This window comes from Neisseria lactamica (assembly GCF_901482445.1).
GTDB lineage: Bacteria > Pseudomonadota > Gammaproteobacteria > Burkholderiales > Neisseriaceae > Neisseria > Neisseria lactamica.
The window spans coordinates 1,116,292-1,142,982 of the sequence record NZ_LR590477.1; the positions used below are offsets into that span (position 1 = coordinate 1,116,292).

The following is a 26,691-nucleotide window of genomic DNA, read 5'->3' on the forward strand; positions in this document are numbered from 1 at the left end:
AAGAGGCCGTCTGAAAGATAAATACTTTTCAGACGGCCTTTTGACTTACTTCAAACTCTTATTTCAAGACTTCCGCGAATGCGCGGGCAACATAGCCGGTATTCGACGTATTCAGCCCGGCGACGCACATCCTGCCCGAATCCAGCAGGTAAACGGCAAATTCGTCGCGCAACCGGCGGACCTGCCCCACGCTCAACCCCGTGTAGCCGAACATTCCGCGCTGCTTGATGAAATAAGTGAAATCGCGGTCGGGGATTCGGTCGGTCAATACGCCGTAAAGTTTCTGCCGCATCGCACGGATGCGGTCGCGCATCATATAAACCTCGTTTTGCCACAAAGCGTAAAGTTCGGGGCTGCTCATCACGTCGGCGGCGATATACGCGCCGTGCGCGGGCGGGCTGGAGTAGATGCGGCGGACGGTAAATTTGAGTTGTCCGAACACCAAATCCGCTTCTTCCTTATTCGGGCAAACCACGCTCAAGCCGCCGACGCGCTCGCCGTAGAGCGACAGGTTTTTCGAGAAGGAATTGCTGACAAACAAGGGCAATTCCATTTCCACAGCCTTGCGGACGGCGTAGGCATCGCTGTCCAAATCGCCCCCGAAGCCTTGGTAGGCGATGTCCATAAACGGAATCAGTTTGCGCGTTTTGATGATGTGCAACACTTCGTCCCATTGCTGTTCCGACATATCCGCGCCGGTCGGATTGTGGCAGCAGGGATGCAGGATTAAGACGCTGTTTTCGGGCAGGGTGTTGAAAAACGCGGTCATTTCGTCGAATTTCACGCCGACAGTGGCGGGGTCGTAATATGGGTAAGTGCCGACTTCGAAACCTGCGCCTTCAAAAATGCCGCGATGGTTGTCCCAAGTCGGGTCGCTGACGTAGGCGCGCGCTTCGGGAAACCAGCGGTGCAGGAAATCCGCTCCGACTTTGAGCGCGCCCGAGCCGCCCAAGGTTTGCACGGTAACGATGCGTCCTTGTGCGAGCGCGGGGTTGTCTTTGCCGAACAATAAATGCTGCACCGCGCTGCGGTAAGCATCCAAACCTTCCATCGGCAGGTAGGGCGACGGCGCAGGCGCGGCGGCGCGGGCGGTTTCGGCACGGCGCACGGATTCCAACACGGGCATTTTGCCTTCGTCGTCGAAATAAATGCCTATGCTCAAATTGACTTTTTCGGGGCGCGGGTCGTTTTTGAAGGTTTCGACCAAACTCAAAATCGGATCGCCGGGATAGTATTCGATGTGTCGGTACATAGTCCTTACCTCTTGCTTTTTCCAAGGATTTTCTTTTTCAACAGTACGCCGCTTTCAATATGCGGCGTAAACGGAAATTGATCGAACAGGGCGGCACGCTCTACCGTATGGGTTTGTGCCAAGGTGTCCAAATTGGCACGCAGCGTTTCAGGATTACAGGAAATGTAGATAATATTGTCGAACTGCGACACCAGCTTCAAAGTTTCCCCATCGATACCGGCACGCGGCGGATCGACGAAAATAGTGGAAAATGCGTAATCCGCCAAAGCAATACCGCCCTCCTTAAGGCGTTTAAACTCACGTTTTCCGGTATAGGCTTCGGTAAATTCTTCGGCAGACAGGCGGGCGATTTTGATGTTGCCTATCCCGTTTGCCTCAATATTCCATTGCGCCGCGCCTACTGAAGTTTTGGAAATCTCGGTTGCCAAAACACGTTCAAACTTTTCAGATAAAGGAAGCGTAAAATTGCCGTTTCCGCAATATAGTTCGAGCAAATCCCCACCCAGCCCTTCTGCCGCACCGCATGCCCATTCAAGCATTTTTTGACACACGGCAGCATTGGGTTGGGTAAAACCGCCTTCAATTTGCCGATAATGGAAATCCCGGTTGCCGACCTTCAAAGTTTCCGTCACATAGTCCTGTTTTAAGACTATTTTCTGCCCCCTGCTCCGCCCGATAACGGAAATATCCAGCTGTTGCTGTAACGCTTGCGCCGCCCGTATCCACTCATCGTCAAGCCTTTTGTGGTAAATCATAGTAACCAGCATTTCTCCGCCGAGCGTAGACAGAAATTCGACGGCATACCAACGGTTTCTCAGTTCGGCAGATTGGGCGGCAAGGGCGATCAATTCGGGCATCAGGCGGTTGACGGCCTCGGAAGCAGCATCGAAGCGGTCGCAACGGATCAGGCTTGCCCCGCCGGCCTTCTGCCCTTTTTCAAACATAGCGTAAAACATTTCACCGCCTTCGTGCCAAATACGGAACTCGGCGCGCATACGATAGTGTTTGTCCAGGGATTCATACACTTCCCACTCGGGAACATCCAAACCTGCAAAAAGGGTTTTAAGGCGGTCTTTTTTATCTTGAAGCTGCTGCGTGTAGTCGCTCATATCGCTATCCTGAAAAATCAGACCGGATTATAAGCCGATTCACTGCAAAATACGCAACCCCTTTACCGGCATATAAACCGTTTCCCGCCGGCTTTTATGCTAAAATCCGCCGTCTCCAACATACCGCCGACAGAGGGAAAATATGGCAGGCAACACTTTCGGACAATTCTTTACCGTTACCACCTTCGGCGAAAGCCACGGCGCAGGTTTGGGCTGCATCATCGACGGCTGCCCGCCCGGCTTGGAATTAAGCGAAGCGGATATCCAATTTGACCTCGACCGGCGCAAACCCGGCACCAGCCGCCACGTTACCCAACGCCGCGAAGCCGACCAAGTCGAAATCCTCTCCGGCGTCTTCGAAGGCAAAACCACCGGCACGCCCATCGCCCTCTTAATCCGCAATACCGACCAACGCAGCAAAGACTACGGCAACATCGCCCAAAGTTTCCGCCCCGGCCACGCCGACTATACCTATTGGCACAAATACGGCACGCGCGACTACCGGGGCGGCGGCAGGAGTTCGGCCCGCGAAACCGCCGCCCGCGTTGCCGCCGGAGCCGTCGCCAAAAAATGGCTGAAAGAAAAATTCGGCACGGAAATTACCGCCTACGTTACCCAAGTCGGCGAAAAAGAAATTCAGTTTGAAGGCTGCGAACACATTTCCCAAAATCCCTTCTTCGCCGCCAACCAAAGCCAAATTGCCGAGCTGGAACACTATATGGACAGCGTGCGCAAATCGTTGGATTCCGTCGGCGCGAAACTGCATATCGAAGCAGCCAATGTCCCCGTCGGCTTGGGCGAACCCGTTTTCGACCGCCTCGATGCCGAAATCGCCTACGCGATGATGGGCATCAACGCCGTAAAAGGCGTGGAAATCGGTGCGGGCTTCGGCAGCGTAACGCAACGCGGCAGCGAACACGGCGACGAACTGACCCCGCAAGGCTTCCTGTCCAACCACGCCGGCGGCATCCTCGGCGGCATCAGCACCGGACAAAACATCCGCGTCAATATCGCCATCAAACCCACCAGCTCCATCGCCACGCCGCGCCGCAGCATCGATATCAACGGCAACCCCGTCGAACTCGCCACCCACGGCAGACACGACCCCTGCGTCGGACTGCGCGCCGCGCCGATTGCAGAAGCTATGCTGGCATTGGTTTTAATCGACCACGCCCTGCGCCATCGAGCGCAAAATGCCGACGTTCGGGTTAATACGCCCGACATTACCCTTTCAAACAAATAAAAACTTAGCCAAAACACAGACTTTATAATAGAATACCCAGCATTGCCGTGCCGCCTTGACGCACGGGTTTGTTTAGAGGAATGCAACCGAAATGACACAAGAAACCGCTTTGGGCGCGGCGCTGAAATCCGCCGTGCAGACTATGAGCAAAAAGAAACAGACCGAAATGATCGCCGACCACATCTACGGCAAATACGATGTATTCAAACGCTTCAAACCGTTGGCGCTCGGCATCGATCAGGATTTGATTGCCGCTTTGCCGCAATACGATGCCGCACTGATTGCACGCGTCCTCGCCAACCACTGCCGCCGTCCGCGCTATCTTAAAGCCTTGGCGCGCGGAGGCAAACGTTTCGATTTGAACAACCGTTTCAAAGGCGAAGTTACCCCCGAAGAACAGGCAATCGCGCAAAACCATCCTTTCGTGCAGCAGGCTTTGCAACGGCAGTCCGCCCAAGCTGTCGCCGAAACGCCGTCTGTTGAAGCCGAAGCAGCCGAATCTTCCACAGCAGAATAAATCCCCAAACGAAATGCCGTCTGAAAGCCGATTTGGTTTCAGACGGCATTTTTCCGTATGCGGCAATCACGGTTCAAATATCGAGTTCCGCCGTATCGCCTTCGCGCTCCATCCAGGCACGGCGGGCGGCGGCTTCGCCTTTGCCCATCAGTTTGACGAAGATGTCGCGTGTTTCGTCATCCGCGCCTTCGGGGATTTGTACCTGCAACAGGCGGCGGGTGTCGGGGTGCATGGTGGTGTCTTTGAGCTGGTCGGGGTTCATCTCGCCCAAGCCTTTGAAACGGCTGATGGAATAGGCGGTTTCTTTGACGCCTTCTTTTTGCAGCCGCTCCAAGATGCCGTCGAGTTCGTTTTGGTCGAGGGCGTAGAATTTGCGGGCGGGTTTGCTTTTGCCTTGTGCGTTGACATCGACGCGGAACAGCGGCGGCTGGGCGACGTAGATGTGTCCGTCGGCAACCAGTTTCGGGAAGTGGCGGTAGAACAGGGTCAACAACAAAACTTGAATATGAGAGCCGTCCACGTCGGCATCGGACAGGATGGCAATTTTGCCGTAGCGCAGGCCGCTTAAATCGGGATGGTCGTTAATGCCGTGCGGATCGACACCGATGGCAACGGAAATATCGTGGATTTCGGCGTTGCCGAAAAGCTGGTCGGGATGGACTTCAAAACTGTTGAGCACTTTGCCGCGCAGGGGCAGGATGGCTTGTGTGGCTTTGTCGCGGGCGAGTTTGGCGGAGCCGCCGGCGGAATCGCCTTCGACAAGGAAGAGTTCGTTTTCGCGGATGTCTTCGCTTTCGCAGTCGGTCAGCTTGCCGGGCAGGACGGCGACGCCGCTGCCTTTTTTCTTTTCGATTTTCTTAACCGAACGCATCCGCGCCTGCGCCTGACGGATAGCGAGTTCGGCGATTTTTTTGCCGAAGTCCACGTTTTGGTTCAGCCACAATTCCAAAGGGTCGCCCGATACGGCGGCGACGAGTTTCAGCGCGTCGCGGTTGGTCAGTTTGTCTTTGGTCTGACCTTGAAATTGCGGGTCGAGGACACGGGCGGAGAGGACGAAGGCGGTTTTGCCGAACACGTCGTCGCTTTGTACTTTCACGCCGCGCGGTAAAAGGTTGTGCAGGTTGATGAAGTTGTTGACGGCGTTGAACACGGCTTGTTTCAAGCCCGCTTCGTGCGTGCCACCCAGCGGGGTGGGGATGAGGTTGACGTAGCTTTCGTTGGCGCACGAGCCTTCTTCCAGCCAGGTCAGGGCAAAGGCGGCGCCTTCGCCGATGCTGAAATCGCCGTTGTGGTCGTCTGAAATGTAGTTTTCGCAAGAGAACAGCGGTACGGCTTCCTGCGCGTCGGCAATCAGGTCGGTCAGGTAGCTTTTCAGACCGTCGGGGTAATGCCAGGTTTGAGTGCGCGCTTCGTCTTCGCCTTTGACCGGACGGGTCAGGGAAACGCGTACGCCCGGCAGCAGCACGGCTTTGGCGCGCAGCAGGCGTTCGAGTTCGGAAATGCTGTAATTCGGGCTTTCAAAATATTTGCCGTCCGGCCAGACGCGCACTTCTGTACCGCTGTCTTTGACGGCGCATTTGCCCACTTGTGCCAACGGTTCGACCACGTCGCCGCCGGCAAACACGATGCGGTGGATTTTGCCTTCGCGTTTGACCGTTACTTCAAGGCGGGTGGAAAGGGCGTTGGTGACGGATACGCCCACGCCGTGCAGGCCGCCTGAAAAGGCATACGCGCTGCCGCCGTCTTTTTTGTTGAACTTGCCGCCCGCGTGCAGACGGGTAAACACGAGTTCGACCACGGGTACGCCTTCTTCAGGGTGCAGACCGACGGGAATGCCGCGCCCATTGTCGTGCACGGAAAGCGAACCGTCTTCATGAATTTGCACGTCGATTGCAGTCGCGAAACCGCCCAACGCCTCGTCCGCCGCGTTGTCGATGACTTCTTGGCAGATATGGGTCGGGCTGTCAGTGCGGGTGTACATGCCGGGACGTTCTTTGACCGGCTCCAAGCCTTTGAGGACGGTGATGCTGGATTCGCTGTATTGGTTGTTTTTAGCCATAGGAATAATCTGAAAGTAAGAAAAACAACGCTTTCAGACGGCCTGAAAGCGTTGCGTTCCGTTGTTTTAGCGGTTGTCGGAAGGTTGGCGGGCGGCAAAGTCTTCATAACTTTCCATACCGCGCAGGAAGCGGGCGGAGAGTTCTTTTAATGCCCCCAAGTAAACGTCGCGTTTGAAATCAATCACTTCGTCAACGGGTGCCCAATATTGATGCCAACGCCAGCCGTCAAATTCGGGGTGGCGGGTGGCGCGCAGGTTGACATCGCAATCCCGGCCGGTCAGGCGCAGGAGATACCAAATCTGCTTCTGTCCGCGATAAGAGCCGCGCCATTCGCGGCGCACCCAGTTGTTCGGCACGTCGTAACGCAGCCAGTCGCGCGTCCGCCCGACGATTTTGATGTGTTGCGGCAAAAGCCCGACTTCTTCGTACAACTCGCGGTACATCGCGGTTTCGGGGCTTTCGCCCGGCTTAATGCCGCCTTGCGGAAACTGCCAGGAATGTTCGCGCACGCGCTTGCCCCAAAAGACTTCGTTTCGGTTGTTGATTAAGATGATACCGACATTGGGGCGATAGCCTTCCCTGTCCAACACGGTGTCGCCCTCCGTTAAGTTCAATCGTGCGATTTTCCCACAAATCGGGCGTGTTTGCCAAATCGGGCGGCACGGCGGCACGCGTGTCAAAACCGGGAAGGACTCAGGAAAATATCTTGAATTTGGTTTACAATAATGTATTTCAAATTATTCGGGAATCAGAAAATGTTAGACATCCAATCGCTCCGCAGCAACACCGCAGCCGTTGCCGAACGCTTGGCGGCGCGCGGTTACGAGTTTGATGCCGCGCGTTTCAATGCGCTGGAAGAGCAGCGAAAAGCCGTCCAGGTGAAAACCGAAGAGCTGCAAGCCTCGCGCAACAGCATTTCCAAGCAAATCGGCGCACTGAAAGGTCAGGGCAGACACGAAGAGGCGCAGGCGGCCATGGATCAGGTCGCCCAAATCAAAACCGATTTGGAACAGGCTGCTGCCGATTTGGATGCCGTTCAAAAAGAATTGGACGCGTGGTTGTCGGGCATTCCCAACCTGCCGCACAAAAGCGTGCCCGCCGGCAAAGACGAAACCGAAAACGTCGAAGTCCGCAGAGTCGGCACGCCGCGCGAATTTGACTTTGAAATCAAAGATCACGTGGATTTGGGCGAACCTTTGGGCTTGGATTTTGAAGGCGGCGCGAAACTTTCCGGCGCGCGCTTTACCGTGATGCGCGGACAAATCGCCCGCCTGCACCGCGCGCTGGCGCAGTTTATGCTCGACACGCACACGCTGGAACACGGCTACACCGAACATTACACGCCCTATATCGTGAACGGCGGCACGCTCTACGGCACGGGGCAGCTGCCGAAGTTTGCGGAAGATCTGTTCCACGTTACCCGCGGCGGCGATGAGAGCAAAACCGCGCAATATCTGATTCCGACAGCCGAAGTAACCCTGACCAATACCGTTGCCGGCAGCATTATCCCGTTCGAACAACTGCCGTTGAAGCTGACGGCGCACTCGCCCTGTTTCCGCAGCGAGGCGGGCGCGTACGGCAAAGACGTGCGCGGCCTGATCCGCCAACACCAGTTCGACAAAGTGGAAATGGTGCAAATCGTCCATCCTGAAAAATCATACGGTGCGCTGGAAGAAATGGTCGGACACGCCGAAAACATCCTGAAAGCCTTGGAACTGCCCTACCGCGTGATTACCCTGTGTACCGGCGATATGGGCTTCGGTGCGGCAAAAACGTATGACTTGGAAGTTTGGGTACCGGCGCAAAACACCTACCGCGAAATCTCAAGCTGCTCCAACTGCGAAGATTTCCAAGCCCGCCGGATGAAGGCGCGTTTCAAAGACGAAAACGGCAAAAACCGCTTGGTACATACCTTGAACGGCTCAGGCCTGGCAGTCGGCAGGACGCTGGTCGCCGTGTTGGAAAACCATCAAAACGCCGACGGCAGCATCAATATTCCTACCGCCTTGCAGCCTTATATGGGCGGCGTTGCCAAGTTGGAAGTCAAATAAGTTGCAGGCTGCCTGAACGTCAAATGCCGTCTGAAACCTGTTTCAGACGGCATTTCCTTTAAACTCTTAAAACACTTCAGCCGCCGGCGCAAACCGAATTGCCGCAACTGCCGGTCTGCAAGACCTCGCGGATATTGGACAGCGTAACTTCCGAAATATTACCCAACGCCTCTTCCGTCAAAAAGGCCTGATGGCCGGTAAACAGCACGTTATGACAAGACGACAGCCGGCGGAACACGTCGTCGGTAATCACGTCGTTGGATTTGTCTTCAAAAAACAATTCGCGTTCGTTTTCATACACGTCCATACCCAATGCGCCGATTTTCCGACACTTCAACGCCTCAATGGCGGCGGCACTGTCAATCAGCCCGCCCCGGCTGGTGTTGATGATCATCACGCCGTCCTTCATCTTGGCAAACGCCGCTTCGTTCAGCATATAGTGGTTCTCCGGCGTGGCGGGGCAATGCAGCGTGATGATGTCCGATCGGGCATACAGCTCGTCCAAATCCACATATTTGCCGCCGAGTTTTTCCACTTCGGGATTGCAAAACGGATCGTAAGCCAGCAGGTTCATACCGAAACCCTTTAAAATCCGCATCGTTGCGATACCGATTTTCCCCGTGCCGATAACGCCCGCCGTTTTGCCGTACATATTGAAACCGGTCAGCCCTTCCAAAGAAAAATTGGCATCGCGGGTACGCTGGTAGGCTTTGTGGATATGGCGGTTCAAGGTCAGCATCAGCCCCACGGTATGTTCTGCAACCGATTCGGGCGAATAGGCGGGAACGCGCACGACTTTCAAACCCAACTCTTCAGCCGCCTTCAAATCCACATTATTGAAGCCGGCACAACGCAACGCCACAGTTTTCACGCCAATTTGCGCCAATTTTTCCAATACGGGCCGGCCGCCGCCGTCGTTCACAAAAATACAGACCGCCTCCGCGCCTTCCGCCATTTTCGCCGTTTTCGCATCCAGCATAAAATCAAAAAACTCCAGCTCGAAGCCGAAATGCCAGTTGGCGCGGGTAAAATGTTCGCGGTCATAGCTTTTCGTACCGTAAATCGCAATCTTCATCCGGATTCCTATCCCTTGTCCGTTGTCGAAAACGGCATCATACACTGGATTCGGGCAAAGCCGGCGGCTTGTTTTCGCGGTTTTGCGCCGTAGGCGCGCCCTGCCCGACCGCCCGGAACGTCAAAATGCCGTCTGAGTGCCGTTTGCGCCTTATGCTTCCGAAAGAGAGTGCGCGTTCAAATCCCCTTTTTTCATTATTCCCGAACAAAAAAAGCCGGGAATATGCGGGCGCATCCCTTCCGCTTATCATCCGATTGGCAGAAAAATGCCGTCTGAAAAAGCATTTCTTTTTCAGACGGCATTTTTCAGGCTGTCCGCCATATGCCGCCGGTACGGTTTTGTTTTATCCGGCAAAACAGTCCGCCATTCGAACCAATGAAACCGTCTTACCCTTGCAAACAGACAAAACCGCCCCTTGTTCAAACACCGCTTTTTTATCCGGACACAAAACTCAATCGCCCATCGCCGCCAAAAGCTCTGCCTGATGTTCGGCAATCAGGGCATCGGTGATTTCTGCCAAATCACCGTCCATCACAAAATCCAGCTTGTGCAGGGTGAGGTTGATGCGGTGGTCGGTTACCCTGCCTTGGGGATAGTTGTAGGTGCGGATGCGTTCGCTGCGGTCTCCGCTGCCGATGAGGGATTTGCGTTCGGCGGCTTCTTTGGCTTGGGCTTCGCGTTTTTGCGCGTCGTTCAGGCGGGCGGCGAGGACTTTCATCGCCTGCGCTTTGTTGGCGTGTTGGCTGCGCCCGTCTTGGCACTCGACCACCATACCGGTGGGCAGGTGGGTGATGCGGACGGCGGAATCGGTTTTGTTGATGTGCTGACCGCCCGCGCCGGATGCGCGGAAGGTGTCGATACGCAGATCGGCGGGGTTCAACTCGATGTCTTCGAGTTCGTCCGCTTCGGGCATGACGGCGACGGTGCAGGCGGAAGTATGGATGCGGCCTTGGCTTTCGGTGGCGGGGACGCGCTGCACGCGGTGGCCGCCCGATTCAAATTTCAGACGGCTGTACGCCCCGAGTCCGACAATACGGGCGATGACTTCTTTATAGCCGCCCAATTCGCTTTCGTTGGCGGACACGATTTCGACCTGCCAGCGGTTGCGCTCGGCATAGCGGCTGTACATACGCAGCAAATCGCCGGCAAACAGCGCGGCTTCGTCGCCGCCCGTTCCGGCGCGTACTTCGATAAAGATGTTTTTGTCGTCGTCGGCATCTTTGGGCAGCAGCAGTTTTTGCAGTTCGGTATCGAGTTCGTCGATTTTGGCTTTTGCCGCTTCGATTTCTTCGGCGGCAAAGTCTTTCATTTCGGGGTCGGACAACATTTCTTCGGCATCCGCCAAGTCGCTTTGGGCAAGCCGATAGTTTTGGAATACTTCGACGACGGGGGTCAGTTCGGCGTGTTCGCGCGTGAGTTTGCGGTAGTTGTCTATATCGGACGTGGCTTCGGGTTGTCCGAGCAAGTGGGTGACTTCTTCCAACCGGTCGCCGAGTTGTTGCAGTTTTTCTAAGATAGACGGCTTCATAATTCTTCCATAACAAACGCCGCCTGAAGTTCAGACGGCATCAAAACGCATTTAATTATAATCGGTTTTTCAAGCCTCAAGCAGGCGGATTCTCCAAAATATCGACGTTTGCCTCCGTTGCGGCGGCGATTTCCGCTACGCTTGTACCGCGTATTTCCGCAACAACCTCGGCGATCGGCAAAATATTGGCAGGCGTATTAATCTCCTTTTTCAGCATAAACGGGCTATCCGTTTCCAATACGAAATCCCCGTCGTTCAAGGCTTTAAGCGTATCGCGTATTTTTCGCGCGTTCGGATTGAGCAACAGCGAACCGATGCCGATTTTGAAACCCAGTTTCGTCAACACGCGCGCTTCTTCAATGCTGCCGGAAAAGGCGTGAACAATACCGCCTCGGGTAAAACCCGTTTGTTTGACGGCGGCGGCGATGTCGGCGGCGGCTTTGAGATTGTGGACAATCACACGGCGGCGCAGGGTTTGCGCGATTTCAAGCTGGCGGCTGAAGACTTGGATTTGCCGTTCGCGCTGCTGTGGCGTTTGGGTTTTGTCGTAAAAATCCAAGCCGATTTCGCCGACCCACGCGCCGGGATAACGCGCCAATACGGCTGCCAAACCGGCGAAATCTTGTTCCGCAATGCCGTCTGAAAACCAAGGATGGATACCGAAGGCAACCCGGATGCCGTGTTCGGACGGTATTTCCGCCAAATCCGCCACGTCCTGCCAATCCTGCGGGCGCGTCGCGGGAACGATAAACCGCCCTACTCCAGCTTCCCGCGCTGCGGTCAAAACGTGCGGCAGGTTTTTGCGTAAGGCGGGATCGGCGAGATGGCAGTGGGTGTCGGTGAAGTTCATTTCGATTTCACAATAATTGCAGTCTTGCCAACTCTTTTTCCACCTCTTCCTTACCCCAGCCTTGCGATACGGCGAGGGTCATCAGCGCGGTGGCGGTTTCGAGGTTGCATTTGCCGCCGTTGATGATGCCCGAGTTGCGGAACGCGTTGCCTTGCGCGTAAACGGCGGCGGTTTTGCCTTGTCGGACTTGGCTGATGTTGAGCAGCAGTTTGCCCTGCCGCGCGAAGTCTCGGACGGCGCGGATAAAACCTTCGTCTGCGGGCGTGTTGCCGTGTCCGTAGCTTTGCAGGATAAGGGCGTGGGCGGAAAGCTGTCCGAGTCCGTCGGCAAGTTCTTGGACGGCAAAGCCGGGGATAAGCGTACGGACGGCGATTTTTGTCTGCGGGTCGGGATAGCGGATTTTGAGGCCGTCTGAAACATCCGCCGCGTCTTGGTTCGGGATGCGGAGATTGTGCCAACCCCGGGTTTCGTCCCATTCGGCAAGTGCGCCGAAATGCGGATTGTCGAAGCCTGCGGCGGTTTCGGTGCTGACTTTGCTGCTGCCGACGGCGGGATACAGTTTGCCATCAAACGCGATGACGGTTTGTTTGAGCTTGAGGCTGAAAGCGGCAACAGCGGTGGAGAGATTGCGCGGGGCATCGCTGTTTTCAGCGGCGTAAGGCCATTGGGAACCGGTCAGGACGATCGGTTTGTCCAAACCTTGCAGGGCGAGCGCAAACAGATTGGCGGTATAGGCGAGCGTGTCCGTGCCGTGCAGCACCAGGATGCCGTCGCATGAAGAGAGTTTGGCGGCAATGATGTTCAGCCAATCGCACCAGTGTTGCAGCGTAACGGAAGAGGAATCAATCAAGGGATTGCAGACGTGCCACTCGAAGTCGAGGCCGTCTGAAAAAGGGGAAAGGGCTTGGCTGACCAGCGCGGTATCGGGGCGCAGGCCTTCGCTGCTTTGGGTCATACCGATTGTGCCGCCCGTGTAAAGGACGAAGATTTTTTGCTTCATAGCGTTGTCGTACCGTCTGAACATTAATGATGCGGCTTATTTAACTATATTTCGCACCGTCCGGCAATTTGGCGGCGGAAGCGGCTTTCAGACGGCATTGAAATGAAAAAACACCGAAGCTGCCGATATTCCTCCTTCCCGGCGATTTGCATTTGAAAACCGGCAAACTCAAAAAGGCGCGGCAGCCGCCGAATACCGGCGGCCCTGCCTTATTGCCTGTTCCGCGCGGCTTTTTTGGCCGCCTTGGCGGCTTTGCGCTGCGCCCGCTTTTCTTTCAATTTGCTGCGGTAAAACTGAATGCGTTGGCGTTTTTTCCACCAAATCCAAGCGACAACGGCCGCACCGATACCCAAGATAACGAAAATACCCGATTGCAGGCTGTGCATTTTCGCCATCAGCCAATCGATGTTGTGCGCGCCGTATTCACCCAGATAAATCCAAATAGGGACGGAAATCAGCGCGGCAAGCCCATCCATAATGATAAAACGCAGGTATGAAACCTTGCGGCTGATACCCGCTGTAACGAAAACGGCCGTTCTCAAGCCGGGCAGGAAGCGGGCGACAAACAAGACCCAGTTGCCGTATTTGTCGAATTTTTCCTGAACCTGCGCGTAACGTTTCGGCGTCATAATGCGCGCAATCGGTTTGAATCTCAGGATTTTCTGCCCCCAAATCCGCCCGGCGGCAAACATCACGCCGTCCCCGACCAATACGCCGAGCATCCCGACTGCAAACATCATATGCGGATTGGTATAACCCATACCCGAAATCACGCCGCCTGTTACTAGGGTCAAATCCTCGGGAATCGGCACGCCGAAACCGCAGATGACCAAAACGAAAAACACGGCTGCGTAGCCGTATTCGACAAAAAAGGCTTCCAAAAGGGCAAACATAGCGGATATTCCATTGTCGGAGATAAAAAGTCAGAACAAGCCGAAACATTTTCTGCGCGAAACGGCATTCTATCAAAGATTATGCCGTCTGAAAGCGGCAGGGGGCAGATTCGCGTGCCCGCCGCCCGTTCAGACGGCATTTAAACAGAAAACCGCCCGGTTCTGAAAACGGTTTTGCCTGATTTTGCCTAAATGCCGCCGATGGCGGCGGCGATACGTTCCGCCCCGTCGCGCGCCCAATCCGCCTGCCGCGCTTCAACCATCACGCGCACGACCGGTTCGGTTCCCGAAGCGCGCAACACAACCCTTCCTTTGCCTTCGAGTTCTTTTTCCACTTCCGCCAACACGGTTTTTGAGGCTTCCTGCCAGTTTTGCCCCTTGCCGATACGGACATTAATCATCGTTTGCGGATACGGCTGCCAGTCAGCGCAAACAGCGGCGAGGTCTTGGTTCAGCGTTTGCAATGCCGCCAAGACTTGCAGCGCGGAAATAATGCCGTCGCCGGTATTGTGTTTGTCCATACACAGGATATGCCCGCTCGCTTCGCCGCCGACGAGCCAGCCGCGCCGGTTTAATTGTTCCAACACATAGCGGTCGCCGACTTTGGCACGGCAGAAATCCACGCCCTGCTCTTTCAATGCGTTTTCCATCGCCATATTGGTCATCACCGTACCGACCACGCCGCCGATGTTGACACCTTCGCCGGCGCGGGCTTTGGCGATGACGTAAATCAGGCTGTCGCCGTCGTAAACCTGCCCGTTTTTATCGACCATCATCAGGCGGTCGCCGTCGCCGTCCAGCGCGATGCCGTAGTCTGCCTCGTTTTGCAACACGGCGGCTTGGAGAGTTTTGGTATGGGTTGCGCCGCATTTTTCATTGATATTGTAGCCGTTAGGTTCGTTGCCGATGCTGACGACTTGTGCGCCCAGTTCGTGAAACACTTTGGGTGCGGCGCTGTAAGCCGCGCCGTTGGCGGCATCGACGACCAGCTTCAGCCCGCGCAAATCGGAATGCGTAGGGAAGGTGGATTTGCAAAATTCGATATAGCGGTCGTCCGCGCCGTTGATGCGGCGTGCGCGCCCGAGGCGGGCGGAAGGCTGTGTTTTCATTTCTTCATCGATTTTGGCTTCGATTTCCAACTCGACTTCATCGCTCAATTTCACGCCGCCCTCGGCAAAGAATTTGATGCCGTTGTCGGAATAGGCATTGTGCGACGCGGAAATCATCACACCGGCGGACAAACGCAGCGCACGGGTCAGATAAGCCACGCCGGGCGTAGGCAGCGGACCGGTTTGGATAACGTTGACACCTGCGGCGGTAAAACCCGCCACCAAAGCGGCCTCCAGCATATAGCCGGAAATCCGCGTATCCTTGCCGATTAAAACAGTCGGTTTCTGGCCGGTGTCGTGCTGAACCAAAACCTGCCCCGCCGCATAGCCGAGTTTCAATACAAAATCGGGCGTAATCGGAAACTGCCCGACTTCGCCGCGCACGCCGTCCGTGCCGAAATATTTTTTTGCCATCATTTGCTCCGAGCATGTGAACCGTTGTCCGAGATTATACAGTCAGTTTGTGCCTTGCTGTCTGCACCATTGATGCCGTCTGAAGCCGCCCCGCCCTTTTCAGACGGCATAAAGTATGCGAACCGCTGTTTACAGATTGATGCCCAACGCTTCCCACACCTTCAACGCATCCGCCGTCGCCTTCACATCATGCACCCGCACGATTTGCGCGCCGCGCGCCACGGAAGCCAGCGCCGCCGCCACGCTGCCGTGTACGCGTGCCGCCGCGTCTGCCTCGCCGGTCAGCTCGCCTATCATGCGCTTGCGCGACACGCCGACCAGCAGCGGCAAACCGGTTTCCGCCATCAATTCGGGCAAATGCCGCATCAGCGCGATATTGTGTTGCAGGGTTTTGCCGAAGCCGAAACCCGGGTCGAGTGTGATGCGTTGCGGGGCGATGCCTGCCGCGATGCATTCCGCCGCCCGCGCCTTCAAATACCTTGCCACTTCACCGACAACATCCTGATATTTCGGATTAATCTGCATGTTTTCCGGCAAGCCCTGCATGTGCATCAGGCAAATGCCCGTATCCGCCTGACGCGCCAGCAATTCGACCGCGCCTTCGTCGGTCAACGCCGCCACATCGTTAATAATATCGATGCCGCCAAGTGCCAACGCTTTTTCCATAACTACCGTGCGGCGCGTGTCCAAACTGACGGGAACGCCCCACCCCGCCACTTCCGCCAAAACAGGCGCAACCCGCGCCCATTCTTCTTCAGGCGAAACATAATCCGCACCCGGCCGCGTCGATTCGCCGCCGATGTCGAGAATGTCCGCACCCTCTTTCAAAAGCCGTTCGGCGTGCGCCAAAGCGGTTTTGGCGTTTTGCGAATACGCGCCGCCGTCGGAAAAAGAATCGGGCGTGAGATTCACGATGCCCATGATTTTCGGCTTGTCCAAACCGATTTCAAACCGTCCTGCCTGCCAAACGCATCCGACCATATCCGTGCCTCCGGAATAAAAAGCAAATTATATGCCGTCCGAACAAAACTTGTCCGTTTCAGACGGCATCGGCATTTCAAAAAAGCCTCCCGCCAACTCCGCCGCCGTATGAAATATGCCCGCCCCTGCGAACGCGGCAACACCCCTTTATGCAAGATATAGTGGATTAACAAAAATCAGGACAAGGCGACGAAGCCGCAGACAGTACAAATAGTACGGAACCGATTCACTTGGTGCTTGAGCACCTTAGAGAATCGTTCTCTTTGAGCTAAGGCGAGGCAACGCCGTACCGGTTTTTGTTAATCCACTATAATCCGCCCGCATAAAATAGGATTGCCGCAAGCCGTGTTATACTGCGGCGTGTTTTACGGATTGTTCGGGCTATGGATTTATTATCGGTCTTCCACAAATACCGTCTGAAATATGCGGTAGCGGTGCTGACGATGCTGCTTTTGGCGGCAATCGGGCTGCACGCGTCCGTCTATCGCATCTTCACGCCTGAAAACATCCGAAGCCGCCTCCAACAAAGCATTGCCCATACGCACCGGAAAATCTCGTTTGATGCGGATATAGGGCGCAGGCTTCTGCCCCGGCCGACCGTCATCCTGAAAAACCTGACCATTACCGAACCCGGCAGCAACCGGACTGCCGTTTCCGTCAAAGAAACCAAAATCGGATTGGGCTGGAAAAATCTGTGGTCGGATCGGATACAGATTGAAAAATGGGTGGTTTCGGGCGCGGAACTTGCCCTGACGCGCGACGGGAAAGGCGTTTGGAATATCCAAGACCTGATCGACAACCCAAAACGCAAAGCCTCGGTAAACCGCATCATCATCGAAAACAGTACCGTCCGCCTCGACTTGCCGCAAGACCGGCTTACCCTGAAGGAAGTCAGCCTCAACCTGCAATCCCCCGATTCGGCGGGGCAGCAGTTTGAAAGTTCGGGCATACTGGTTTGGGGGAAGCTGTCCGTCCCGTGGAAAAGCAGGGGGCTGTTCCTTTCAGACGGCATCGGCACGCCCAAAATCTCACCGTTCCATTTCGAAGCCGAGACCGCCCTGAACGGACACCGCATTGCCGTTTCCACCACCGGCAGCCCCACGATCCGCTTCAATGCCGGCGGGGCGGATGCCGCCGACCTCGCCCTGCGTGCCGACACCGCCTTCCACAACCTCCACCTGACCGCCCAAATCCCTGCGCTGGCACTCAGGAACAACGGCATCAAAATTGAAACCGCCAACGGGACATTTACCGCTGCCGGCGAAAATTCCCAGTGGGGCGGATCGTTCAAACTCGATAGGGCCGACCTCCATCCCGGCATCGGCAACATCGGCAACGCCGAAATCTCCGGCAACGTCAAAACACCCCGCCTTCAAACCAATTTTTCCCTCGGCTCGCCATTGGTCTGGAGCCGGGACAACGGGCTGGAAGCACCGCGCCTGCATATATCGACCCTTCAGGATACCGTCAACCGCCTGCCGCAACCCCGTTTCATCAGCCGGCTCGACGGTTCGATGTCCATACTGAATCTGCAAAATTGGAATGCCGAATTAAACGGCACATTCGACCGCCAGCCCGTTGCCGCAAAATTCAAATATACGCGGGAAAGTGCACCGCGTCTGGAAGCCGCCGCCGCACTGCAAAAATTGAACCTGACCCCCTATCTTGACGACTTTCGGCAACAAAACGGCAAAATATTCCCCGGCATCCTCGGCAGGCTGTCCGGCGACATCGAGGCGCACCTGAAAATCGGCAAGGTCCAACTTCCCGGCCTGCAACTGGACGATATGGAAACCTACCTCCGCGCCGACAAAGACCATATCGCGCTCAGCCGTTTCAAAGCAGGGCTTTACGGCGGGCATACCGAAGGCGGCATCAGCATCGCCAACACCCGACCCGCCACTTACCGCCTGCAGCAGAATGCAAGCAACATCCAAATCCAACCGCTGCTGCAAGACCTGTTCGGCTTCCACAGCTTCAGCGGCAACGGCGATGCGGCCATCGACCTGACTGCGGGCGGCGAAACCCGAAAAGAGCTTATCCGCTCGCTTCAGGGCAGCCTGTCGCTGAATATTTCCAACGGCGCGTGGCACGGCATCGATATGGACAGCATTTTAAAAAACGGCCTTTCCGGAAAAATCTCGGGCAGCACGCCCTTCCACCGCCTCACGCTCAACAGCGAAATTTCAGACGGCATCAGCCGCCACGTCGATACCGAACTCTTCTCCGACAGCCTCTATGTGACCGGCAACGGCTATACCAATCTGGATACGCAGGAATTGTCTGAAGACATCCTTATCCGCAACGCCGTCCGTCCGAAAAACAAACCGATTCCCCTGAAAATCACCGGCACGGTGGACAAACCGTCCATTACCGTCGATTACGGCAGGCTGACCGGCGGCATCAATTCGCGCAAAGAGAAACAGAAAATCCTCGAAGACACCCTGCTGGAACAATGGCAGTGGCTCAAACCTAAAGAACCGTAAACACCCTGCGTACCAAAATGCCGTCTGAAACGCCCTCGCGCTTCAGACGGCATTGCCGTAAAACCTACAAGCCCAATTCCCCCCAAATCCCATCAATCTTCGCCGTAACCGCAGGGTCTTTTTTGATGACGCGCCCCCATTCGCGGTCGGTTTCTCCCGGCCATTTGTTGGTCGCATCCAAACCCATTTTGCCGCCGAGTCCGCTGACGGGGCTGGCGAAGTCGAGGTAGTCGATGGGCGTGTTGTCCACCAAAACGGTGTCGCGTACGGGGTCCATGCGCGTAGTGACCGCCCAGATGACTTCTTTCCAGTCGCGCACGTCCACATCGTCATCGACCACGATGATGAATTTGGTGTACATAAACTGGCGCAGGAACGACCAGCAGCCCATCATCACGCGTTTGGCGTGTCCGGCGTACTGTTTTTTCATGCTGACCACCGCCATGCGGTAGGAGCAGCCTTCGGGCGGCAGGTAGAAATCGGTGATTTCGGGGAACTGCTTTTGCAAAAGCGGTACGAACACTTCGTTCAACGCCACGCCCAAAACGGCAGGTTCATCGGGCGGTTTGCCCGTGTAGGTGGAGTGGTAAATCGGGTTTTCGCGCATAGTGATGCGCTCAACCGTAAACACAGGGAAATGGTCCTGCTCGTTGTAATAGCCCGTGTGGTCGCCGTATGGGCCTTCCAACGCGGTTTCGTTCGGATGGATGACGCCTTCCAACACGATTTCGGCACGGGCAGGCACTTGCAAATCGTTGCCGATACATTTCACCAGCTCCGTCCGCGAACCGCGCAGCAGTCCGGCAAACTGGTATTCGCTCAAGGTATCGGGAACAGGCGTTACCGCGCCCAAAATGGTGGCAGGGTCGCAGCCGAGCACGACGGCGACGGGATACGGCGTATCGGGATTGAGTTTGCGGAACTCCTGATAATCCAGCGCGCCGCCGCGATGCGACAGCCAGCGCATAATCAGCTTGTTTTTGCCGATTAATTGTTGGCGGTAAATGCCTAAGTTTTGGCGTTTTTTGTGCGGCCCGCGCGTGACGGTCAAGCCCCACGTTACCAGCGGCGCAACGTCTTCCGGCCAGCAATGTTGAATCGGAAGTTTATACAAATCAACGTCTTCACCTTCCCACACAATTTCCTGACACGGCGCGTTTTTCACTACGTTCGGCGCCATGCTCCAAATGTCTTTCAGCAGCGGCAGTTTGGAAAACGCGTCTTTGATGCCTTTGGGCGGTTCGGGTTCTTTCAGATACGCCAGCGTCTGCCCGATTTCGCGCAGCTTGGACACGCTGTCCGCACCCATACCCATCGCCACGCGTTCGGGCGTGCCGAACAGGTTTGCCAACACGGGATAATCATAGCGCGTACCGTCGGGCTTAATCGGATTCTCAAACAACAACGCCGGCCCCTCTGCACGCAGCACGCGGTCGGCGATTTCGGTCATTTCCAAATGCGGGGAAACGGGGTGCGCGACGCGCTTGAGCTTGCCCTGCTGCTCGAGCATGGCGATGAAGTCGCGCAGGTCTTTGTATTTCATATTTATCCTTTTTGTCCTTTTTATCCTTTTTATCCTGAACAATCCGATTCGGATACCGCCCCTATCCTTGCCTGCGCTTCGGTATATCCTATGCCGTGATAAAAGTCGCGTACCAGCGGATGTCCGCCGCTTTGATGAAGTTGCAGCAAAGGGCGTTGACCATCAGGTTGGATAACGACATTACAATGCAAACCGAAGGTGTCGGATTCGTAAGGGGGCAGCCGGTTGCAGATCATCCCGAAATAAACGGCGTTTTCAGGGTTGTCGTAAAAGCGGCTTTGATAGTCGTTAAAACTCTTTTCGCTGACAGATACCCACACGCCGTATTCCAGCGTTTCCTGATGCCCGATAATCGGAATCGGCAGCACCGCGCGGATAAAGCGGTCGGTTTGGTCGGGATAGCGGATGATGCAGAAATCAGAATCGCATTCCGCTTGATAAGCAATGCGTTCTTCTTCACTGAGTTGGTTATAGGGATAGGGGGCGGTAAAGCCTATTGCGGGCATTTCTTCGTGGTTTTCGCCGCAGGAAGTGCAAGTGTACATAAGGTTTCAGACTTTCAAAACGAGTTTGCGGTAAAGCCATTCGCCGGCAAACAGCATCCCCATCAATACATAGGCAATCACGCCGGTATAAACCGCCCACCAATCATATCGCCCCAACCATGCCAACAAAGCGGCAAGCGTCCCGTTGATTATAAAAAATACGCACCAAACCTGCGTTACCCGGCGGGTATAGCGCACGGCTTTTTCAGGCAGGTCGGGCTGTTGCAGCCGCGCGAGCCTTTCTATGACCGTCTGTCCGGCAAACAAGCTGCCGCCGAACACCGCCAACATCATCAGATTGACGAGGACGGGATACCAATACATTGAGTCTCGCCGCCCGAACACCAATACTGCGGCAAAAAACAGTGTAATAAACAAAGCCGTATAACGCTGTTGGGACAGTTTGGCAGTCAGGGCGCGCAGCAGCCACAACCCGCACATCGCCGCCGCCAGCCAGACAAACCAGCCCGCCTCCCTGCCGTAATACCACAAAGCCGGATAGGCAATGCTTAATACGGTCAGAAAAATATGTCCGAAAAAACCGGGTTTCATTTTGAATCCGCACAAATGTTTTCAGACGGCATCCAATTAAAATATGCCGTCTGAAAAATAATCAGAGATGCCGCCTACCCCGCCTGAATCTTCAATACCGCCTGTACCACGTCGTTGACGGTGCGGACATTGCGGAAATCTTCGGCCTGCAGCTTGCGGCCGGTTTCGCGCTTGATGCGGTCAATCAGGTCGATGGCATCGATGCTGTCGATTTCCAAATCTTCGTAAAGATTGGTATCGGGCGTAATCCGTTCCGGTTCGATTTCAAACAACTCGGTCAGGGTATCGCTCAACAACCGGTAGATTTCTTGTTCGGTCATATGTTTCATCCTTATGCTTGGCGGCTTTTGACAAAGGCGGCGAGTGTTTTGACATTGGCAAAATGTTCGCGCAAGTTCTCCTGCTCGCCGTCCAATCGGAAACCGAAATGTTTTTGCACCGCCAAGCCTAATTCCAGCGCATCGACGGAATCCAAGCCCAACCCCCCGTCGCCGAACAGCGCATCTTCGCTGCCGATGTCGGCGGCGGTTATATCTTCCAAAGCCAAGCTGTCGATAATCAGTTGCTTGATTTGGTTTTCCAAGTCGTTCATATGGTTTTCCTTGTAAAATAGTCCTGCAGATATTCATTCAGCCGCCGAGCCGCAATCGGCAACGGTTTTTCGGCGAGCCAATCTTGAGGGAGGATGTCGTCTCCGACCGTAATTTCATACCGTATCCGTTTCGAAGGAATGCGGTACCACGGCTGTCCTTTTTTAAAATTGGGCGGATTCATTTTGATACATACGGGCGTAATCACTTCAGCATAGCGCAGTCCCAAAGAAACCGCGCCCCGGTGCATTTTTACCCGTCCGTCCCACCCCGTCCTCGTTCCTTCGGGGAACACCAGCAGGCTCTGCCCGCTGTCAAAAACCGCCTTTACCGTTTCCAGCATTGCTTCCGACTCTTCGTTCGGAATATAGCCCGCACCTTTAATCTGGCTGCTCATTGCCGGATTGTGCTGCAAATCTTTTTTCACGATGCAGTTCATTTCGGGCACATGGCCGACAAGCAGCACCACATCCAGCAAAGACGGATGGTTTGCCAAAATCAACTGTCCCGGGCGGTTGAGTTTTTCAACACCCCTGAACGATACCTCCAACACGCCCGACCATTTCAAATAAGCAACGAACAAACGCCAAGATGTTCCAATAATCCGGCGCGCCGCCAATTGGCGGGCGACAGACTCTGAAGTGCCGTTTAAAGTGTAAGGCAGCAAAACCAATTTCATCATAATGCCGCCGACACCGAAAATCACAAATCCTAACCAAGTCGCCGCAAAACGGCGGCAATAATCCAATTTATCCATTCCGCTGCCACAGCCATTCACGATTGCGATATACCCGGCGGCATTCCCGACTGCCGTTCAGCAGAAAGCGCACCCATTCCAAACCGCTCCAATATGCCTCGGGCAGCATACCGGCTTCAGACGGCATATCGTCCGAAGCAGATAAAGTCAGGCTGTAACGCGTCCCTTTGGTCAGGGCCATCGCCAAAGCATAAGCAAACGGCGCGCGCGTTGCCGATACGGCATATCCTTCCGGCAGCGGATCGTCCGCCACCAAAACCAAAACCGACCCGCATCCCTCTTCCAACAGGGACGCCGCTTCCGCCAAAGCCGTTTCCACACCGTCGGCACACACGGCCAATGCCGTCTGCTCGCTCATATCCTGACGCAATATCGACCATTGCCCCGCCGTTGCATTGTGCACCGACAAACCGAACGAAGTCGGCGACACGGTATGCGATTTCAACAGTTCCAACCACAAATCGAAACTGCGCGCCATTTCCCCGTCGTGCGAGGCATAAACTACCGGACTGCCGGGATGGGCGGAGGCAATGTCCCAAGCCGCGTCGCATACCAAACGCGCCGCCTTACTCAAACGGCGGCGCTGCATAGCGGGCAGGAACGGCAATTCCGGCTTGACATCGGGCAAACCGTCGGCAAAATCCGGACATTCCGCCCATTTTGCCCACTGCGCCATATCGCGCATTTTGCTGCCCGAAACCCGCCAGTCGGCGATGTCGAAGTGAAACCGGCAAATAATCGGCGGCATAGTTTCTTTCAAAAATTTACACTGTGCCACATTCTAACCAAAGCCTATCTGCCTGACAATGCCGAAAGCCAAACGCATTTCTGCCCCCTTTCTCCGACAACGCCGCCCCTCGGCAAACCGCCAGAATTAGCCTGAATTTACATTTATCATTATAATGCCCGTATTTGTCAGCCTGCCGCCGCAATATATGGACACACTGCCAGAATGCCCGATTACCGACACCGCCTCCCTGCTGCCGCACAGCGGGCGTATGGTTCTGATAGACCGCATTACCCGATACGGCGATGATTTTGTCGAAGCAGGGGCGCAGATAAAACCCGACCACATCCTGCTGGTCGGCGGCATACTGCCCTACACGGCATTTATCGAACTGATGGCGCAGGCTGTCGGCGCATATGCCGGCCTCCAAGCCCGAAAAAACGCACGGCCGGTCCGGCTCGGCTTCCTGCTCGGCACGCGCAAACTTGAAATCTTCGCCCAATCCGTCCCTGTCGGCACGCATCTGCTGGCAACGGCGCATATGTCTATTCAAGATGCCGGGGGAATGGGCGTGTTCGACTGCGAACTGCGTTGGACAGACGCGCCGGAAACTTCGTCCAGAACACTCCCTTCAGACGGCATTTTGGCGCGCGCCTCACTCAACGTGTACAGCCCCGAACACCCTGTCGAAACAACTTAATGCCGTCTGAACAGGCACACACATACGGAGAACAACGATGACCGAAACCGTCCTGATTACCGGCTCCAACAGGGGCATAGGCAAAGCCGCCGCACTCGGTTTGGCGGAAGACGGCTTTGATATCGCCGTCCACTGCCGCAGCCGCCGCGACGAAGCCGAAGCCGTGGCGGAAGAAATCCGCGCTTTGGGCAGAAATGCGCGCGTGTTGCAGTTTGACGTGTCCGACCGCGAAGCCTGCCACGAGATTCTGACCGCCGACATCGAAGCGAACGGCGCGTATTACGGCGTGGTGTTGAACGCCGGACTGACGCGCGACAACGCCTTCCCCGCGTTTTCAGACAACGATTGGGATGTGGTGCTGCGGACTAATTTGGACGGTTTTTACAATGTATTGCATCCGCTGGTTATGCCGATGATACGCCGCCGCAAAGCCGGACGGATTGTGTGTATGGCATCGGTATCCGGTTTGACCGGCAACCGCGGGCAGGTCAATTACAGCGCGTCAAAAGCGGGCATTATCGGCGCGGCAAAGGCCTTGGCGGTCGAACTGGCGAAACGCAAAATCACCGTCAACTGTGTCGCGCCGGGTCTCATCGATACCGATATTATCGATGAAAATGTACCCGTCGAAGAAATCTTAAAGGCTGTCCCCGCCGCGCGTATGGGGCTGCCGGAAGAAGTGGCGCACGCGGTGCGTTTCCTGATGGATGAAAAAGCGGCGTACATCACGCGCCAGGTGATTGCGGTGAACGGAGGTTTGTGTTGAATACCAGAAGGGTCGCAGTAACAGGCATAGGCGGCATTACCGCCTTCGGCCGGGATTGGCAAAGCATACAGGCAGCATTCAAAGCCGAAAAAAACGCCGTCAAATATATGGATTGGCACGAACGTTTCCCCGAATTGGAAGCGCAACTGGGTGCGCCGATTGAGGATTACGCACCACCGAAACATTGGACGCGCAAGCAGCTCAGAAGTATGGGGCGCGTGTCGTATTTGTGCGTCGATGCGGCGGAGCAGGCTTTGACGGATGCCGGTTTGCTCGGAGACGAAAGTATTACCGACGGACGGATGGGCGTTGCCTGCGGCTCTTCCAGCGGCAGCACCAAAGACATCGGCGATGTGGGCGAATTATTGCTGACCGGCACGTCGCGCAACTTCAGTGCCAACACCTATGTGCGTATGATGCCGCACACCACCGCCGCCAATATCGGCATCTTTTTCGGGTTGAAAGGGCGCATCATCCCGACATCGAGCGCGTGTTCGTCCGGCAGCCAAGGCATAGGTTATGCCTACGAAGCCATCAAATACGGTCTGACCGATATGATGCTGGCGGGCGGCGGCGAAGAATTTTGCCCGTCCGAAGTGTATGTTTTCGACTCGCTTTATGCCGCCAGCCGCCGCAACGGCGAACCGGAAAAAACCCCGCGCCCATACGACGTGAACCGCGACGGGCTGGTCATCGGCGAAGGCGCGGGGATTTTCGTATTGGAAGAATTGGAACACGCCAAACGGCGCGGTGCGAAAATTTACGCCGAACTCGTCGGCTACGGCGCCAACAGCGACGGCAGCCACGTTACCCAGCCGCAAAAAGACACGATGCAGAAATGTATGGAACTCGCGCTGCAGGACGCGGGCATCACGCCCGACAAAATCGGCTATGCGAACGGGCACGGCACGGCAACCGAAAAAGGCGACATCGCCGAAACGCTGGCGACTGAAGCTGTATTCGGATTTGTGCCCATCAGTTCGCAAAAAAGCTATTTGGGACACACGCTCGGCGCGTGCGGCGCGCTGGAGGCGTGGTTCTCGATTGAAATGATGAACGGCGGCTGGTTTGCGCCTACCCTAAATTTAAACAACATCGATCCGCGCTGCGGCAAGGTAGACTATATTTTAAGCGGCGGCCGTGAAATCGAAACGGATTATGTGATGAGCAACAATTTCGCCTTCGGCGGCGTGAACACTTCACTGGTGTTCAAACATTGGAAAAACGGATAAAGCCGCACAATCCGATTACATCATATTGATTTAAAACGGAATAAAACAACAAACTGCCCTTTCAGACTTCCTTGCCGCCTATCCGCTCGATATGGCAAACCGTCCGGACGGCATCCGTTCCGCAATACTGCCACGCCAATTCGGCAGCTCCGCGCCACACGCAGGCGACAACCGCGTCGCCGCACCAGATTGCGCTGACGGCGTGCCAACTGGTCCCGCCATCCGCACGTAAACCGTAAACTGCCGAACCGTCGGTCCGATAACCGACTTTCGCCATATCTTGCGGAAAACCCAAACCGCAGGCTTTAAGCAGTGCTTCCTTGATGCACCACAGGCGGTAAAAAGCCTCTGCCTGCCAACCGGAACGTGCCAAAAAAACCCGTTCTTCAGGGGAACAAACCCATTCGGCAAGTGCCTGAAAATTGCGCGGACGAACCGTTTCAATATCGACACCGCAAACCGTGCCGCCGCTGCAAACCAAAACCGCCGCCCGCCCTTTGCTGTGCGAAAGCGAACATATCTTGCCGCCCTGCTGCTTCAGGAAGCGGCTGACCCGCCAATCCGTCCGCCCTGCCAATTCCGGCGCGCGCAGCAGGCGCGCCCTGTCCGCATCGTCCAGACAGGATTCCCGATAAGCAGCGGCGGCCGACTCATCGGCAAGGCGGCACTGCAATACTGCTTTTTTATCCGGCACGACACCCTCCGTTCTGC

27 protein-coding genes are annotated in these 26,691 nt (G+C 55.6%); 8 read left to right on the forward strand and 19 right to left on the reverse strand.

The genetic code is table 11. The features are described from left to right. Positions 1-58: 58 nt before the first annotated feature. Both FGL10_RS05870 and trmA read right to left on the reverse strand, forming a co-directional pair. The gene (locus tag FGL10_RS05870) at positions 59-1,252 is read right to left on the reverse strand and encodes an amino acid aminotransferase (RefSeq protein ID WP_003706871.1); all 1,194 of its coding nucleotides are present in this window, start codon (positions 1,250-1,252) and stop codon (positions 59-61) included. Positions 1,253-1,257: 5 nt separating this feature from the next. Then, positions 1,258-2,361: a tRNA (uridine(54)-C5)-methyltransferase TrmA gene (trmA, locus tag FGL10_RS05875; protein WP_003706873.1), complete on the reverse strand. Its 1,104-nt coding sequence runs from the start codon at positions 2,359-2,361 to the stop codon at positions 1,258-1,260. Positions 2,362-2,503: 142 nt separating this feature from the next. Between trmA and aroC the strand changes: the two genes are divergently transcribed. Further along, positions 2,504-3,604, forward strand: coding sequence for a chorismate synthase (aroC, locus tag FGL10_RS05880; RefSeq protein ID WP_003706874.1), 1,101 nt, complete (start codon positions 2,504-2,506; stop codon positions 3,602-3,604). A 91-nt stretch (positions 3,605-3,695) separates the two neighbouring features. Continuing rightward, positions 3,696-4,121 carry a ProQ/FINO family protein gene (locus FGL10_RS05885; protein ID WP_003706876.1) on the forward strand — a complete coding sequence of 142 codons (426 nt, stop codon included), beginning with the start codon at positions 3,696-3,698 and terminating at the stop codon, positions 4,119-4,121. 73 nt (positions 4,122-4,194) lie between these two features. Here the strand turns inward: FGL10_RS05885 and parE are convergent, their stop codons facing one another. Further along, positions 4,195-6,180: a DNA topoisomerase IV subunit B gene (gene parE, locus FGL10_RS05890; protein ID WP_003706877.1), complete on the reverse strand. Its 1,986-nt coding sequence runs from the start codon at positions 6,178-6,180 to the stop codon at positions 4,195-4,197. A gap of 66 nt (positions 6,181-6,246) precedes the next feature. Next, positions 6,247-6,771, reverse strand: a complete 525-nt coding sequence (locus FGL10_RS05895; RefSeq protein WP_036469015.1) for an RNA pyrophosphohydrolase — start codon at positions 6,769-6,771, stop codon at positions 6,247-6,249. A 165-nt stretch (positions 6,772-6,936) separates the two neighbouring features. Between FGL10_RS05895 and serS the strand changes: the two genes are divergently transcribed. Further along, positions 6,937-8,232: a serine--tRNA ligase gene (gene serS, locus FGL10_RS05900; protein ID WP_036469057.1), complete on the forward strand. Its 1,296-nt coding sequence runs from the start codon at positions 6,937-6,939 to the stop codon at positions 8,230-8,232. Positions 8,233-8,308: 76 nt separating this feature from the next. Here the strand turns inward: serS and FGL10_RS05905 are convergent, their stop codons facing one another. Continuing rightward, complete coding sequence (locus FGL10_RS05905; protein WP_036469018.1) at positions 8,309-9,307, reverse strand: 2-hydroxyacid dehydrogenase; 999 nt, start codon at positions 9,305-9,307, stop codon at positions 8,309-8,311. A 125-nt stretch (positions 9,308-9,432) separates the two neighbouring features. Here FGL10_RS05905 and FGL10_RS05910 point away from each other — a divergent pair, with 125 nt between their 5' ends. Beyond that, positions 9,433-9,792 (forward strand): hypothetical protein, encoded by a 360-nt coding sequence (locus tag FGL10_RS05910; protein ID WP_036469020.1) that lies wholly within the window; start codon positions 9,433-9,435, stop codon positions 9,790-9,792. On the opposite strand, the gene prfA is transcribed toward FGL10_RS05910, so the two are convergent. The 6 genes from prfA to folP form a co-directional block, all read right to left on the reverse strand. After that, positions 9,759-10,835, reverse strand: a complete 1,077-nt coding sequence (gene prfA / locus FGL10_RS05915) for a peptide chain release factor 1 (RefSeq protein ID WP_003706887.1) — start codon at positions 10,833-10,835, stop codon at positions 9,759-9,761. The two genes, FGL10_RS05910 and prfA, sit on opposite strands and share 34 nt — an antisense overlap. 76 nt (positions 10,836-10,911) lie before the next feature. Continuing rightward, positions 10,912-11,685, reverse strand: a complete 774-nt coding sequence (locus FGL10_RS05920; protein ID WP_003706890.1) for a TatD family hydrolase — start codon at positions 11,683-11,685, stop codon at positions 10,912-10,914. Positions 11,686-11,692: 7 nt separating this feature from the next. Further along, on the reverse strand, positions 11,693-12,685 hold the full coding sequence (locus tag FGL10_RS05925) for an asparaginase (RefSeq protein ID WP_036469023.1): 993 nt from the start codon (positions 12,683-12,685) through the stop codon (positions 11,693-11,695). A gap of 209 nt (positions 12,686-12,894) precedes the next feature. Further along, complete coding sequence (locus FGL10_RS05930) at positions 12,895-13,578, reverse strand: DedA family protein (RefSeq protein WP_003706896.1); 684 nt, start codon at positions 13,576-13,578, stop codon at positions 12,895-12,897. Positions 13,579-13,766: 188 nt separating this feature from the next. Continuing rightward, entirely contained in the window at positions 13,767-15,101 is a 1,335-nt protein-coding gene (glmM, locus tag FGL10_RS05935) for a phosphoglucosamine mutase (protein ID WP_036469026.1), read from the reverse strand. 129 nt (positions 15,102-15,230) lie between these two features. Then, positions 15,231-16,082, reverse strand: a complete 852-nt coding sequence (gene folP, locus FGL10_RS05940) for a dihydropteroate synthase (protein WP_003706904.1) — start codon at positions 16,080-16,082, stop codon at positions 15,231-15,233. A gap of 383 nt (positions 16,083-16,465) precedes the next feature. Here folP and FGL10_RS05950 point away from each other — a divergent pair, with 383 nt between their 5' ends. Beyond that, the gene (locus tag FGL10_RS05950) at positions 16,466-18,568 is read left to right on the forward strand and encodes an AsmA family protein (RefSeq protein ID WP_003706906.1); all 2,103 of its coding nucleotides are present in this window, start codon (positions 16,466-16,468) and stop codon (positions 18,566-18,568) included. Positions 18,569-18,632: 64 nt separating this feature from the next. On the opposite strand, the gene ubiD is transcribed toward FGL10_RS05950, so the two are convergent. From ubiD to FGL10_RS05985, 7 genes are all read right to left on the reverse strand, one after another. Then, positions 18,633-20,111, reverse strand: coding sequence for a 4-hydroxy-3-polyprenylbenzoate decarboxylase (gene ubiD, locus FGL10_RS05955; RefSeq protein ID WP_003706909.1), 1,479 nt, complete (start codon positions 20,109-20,111; stop codon positions 18,633-18,635). 29 nt (positions 20,112-20,140) lie between these two features. After that, positions 20,141-20,656, reverse strand: coding sequence for a DUF2199 domain-containing protein (locus FGL10_RS05960; RefSeq protein ID WP_036469029.1), 516 nt, complete (start codon positions 20,654-20,656; stop codon positions 20,141-20,143). Positions 20,657-20,662: 6 nt separating this feature from the next. Then, positions 20,663-21,208, reverse strand: coding sequence for a COG4648 family protein (locus FGL10_RS05965; RefSeq protein WP_003706913.1), 546 nt, complete (start codon positions 21,206-21,208; stop codon positions 20,663-20,665). Positions 21,209-21,282: 74 nt separating this feature from the next. Continuing rightward, a complete protein-coding gene (locus FGL10_RS05970) occupies positions 21,283-21,528 on the reverse strand; it encodes an acyl carrier protein (RefSeq protein WP_003714692.1) in 246 nt (81 codons plus the stop codon). 11 nt (positions 21,529-21,539) lie between these two features. Further along, positions 21,540-21,800, reverse strand: a complete 261-nt coding sequence (locus tag FGL10_RS05975) for a phosphopantetheine-binding protein (RefSeq protein ID WP_002222118.1) — start codon at positions 21,798-21,800, stop codon at positions 21,540-21,542. After that, positions 21,797-22,555 (reverse strand): lysophospholipid acyltransferase family protein, encoded by a 759-nt coding sequence (locus tag FGL10_RS05980; protein WP_003706917.1) that lies wholly within the window; start codon positions 22,553-22,555, stop codon positions 21,797-21,799. The genes FGL10_RS05975 and FGL10_RS05980 overlap by 4 nt, the downstream gene beginning before the upstream one ends. Continuing rightward, complete coding sequence (locus FGL10_RS05985) at positions 22,548-23,303, reverse strand: beta-ketoacyl synthase chain length factor (protein WP_003706921.1); 756 nt, start codon at positions 23,301-23,303, stop codon at positions 22,548-22,550. The genes FGL10_RS05980 and FGL10_RS05985 overlap by 8 nt, the downstream gene beginning before the upstream one ends. A 154-nt stretch (positions 23,304-23,457) precedes the next feature. Here FGL10_RS05985 and FGL10_RS05990 point away from each other — a divergent pair, with 154 nt between their 5' ends. The 3 genes from FGL10_RS05990 to FGL10_RS06000 are packed head-to-tail and all read left to right on the forward strand — an operon-like array spanning position 23,458 to position 25,980. Then, the gene (locus tag FGL10_RS05990; RefSeq protein WP_003706924.1) at positions 23,458-23,982 is read left to right on the forward strand and encodes a hotdog family protein; all 525 of its coding nucleotides are present in this window, start codon (positions 23,458-23,460) and stop codon (positions 23,980-23,982) included. 37 nt (positions 23,983-24,019) lie between these two features. Next, positions 24,020-24,748 carry a 3-oxoacyl-ACP reductase FabG gene (fabG, locus tag FGL10_RS05995; RefSeq protein ID WP_003706926.1) on the forward strand — a complete coding sequence of 243 codons (729 nt, stop codon included), beginning with the start codon at positions 24,020-24,022 and terminating at the stop codon, positions 24,746-24,748. After that, on the forward strand, positions 24,742-25,980 hold the full coding sequence (locus FGL10_RS06000) for a beta-ketoacyl-ACP synthase (RefSeq protein WP_003706928.1): 1,239 nt from the start codon (positions 24,742-24,744) through the stop codon (positions 25,978-25,980). The genes fabG and FGL10_RS06000 overlap by 7 nt, the downstream gene beginning before the upstream one ends. 61 nt (positions 25,981-26,041) lie before the next feature. Here FGL10_RS06000 and FGL10_RS06005 read toward each other — a convergent pair whose 3' ends face one another. Beyond that, positions 26,042-26,674, reverse strand: coding sequence for a 4'-phosphopantetheinyl transferase family protein (locus FGL10_RS06005; RefSeq protein ID WP_036475145.1), 633 nt, complete (start codon positions 26,672-26,674; stop codon positions 26,042-26,044). Positions 26,675-26,691 lie beyond the last annotated feature (17 nt).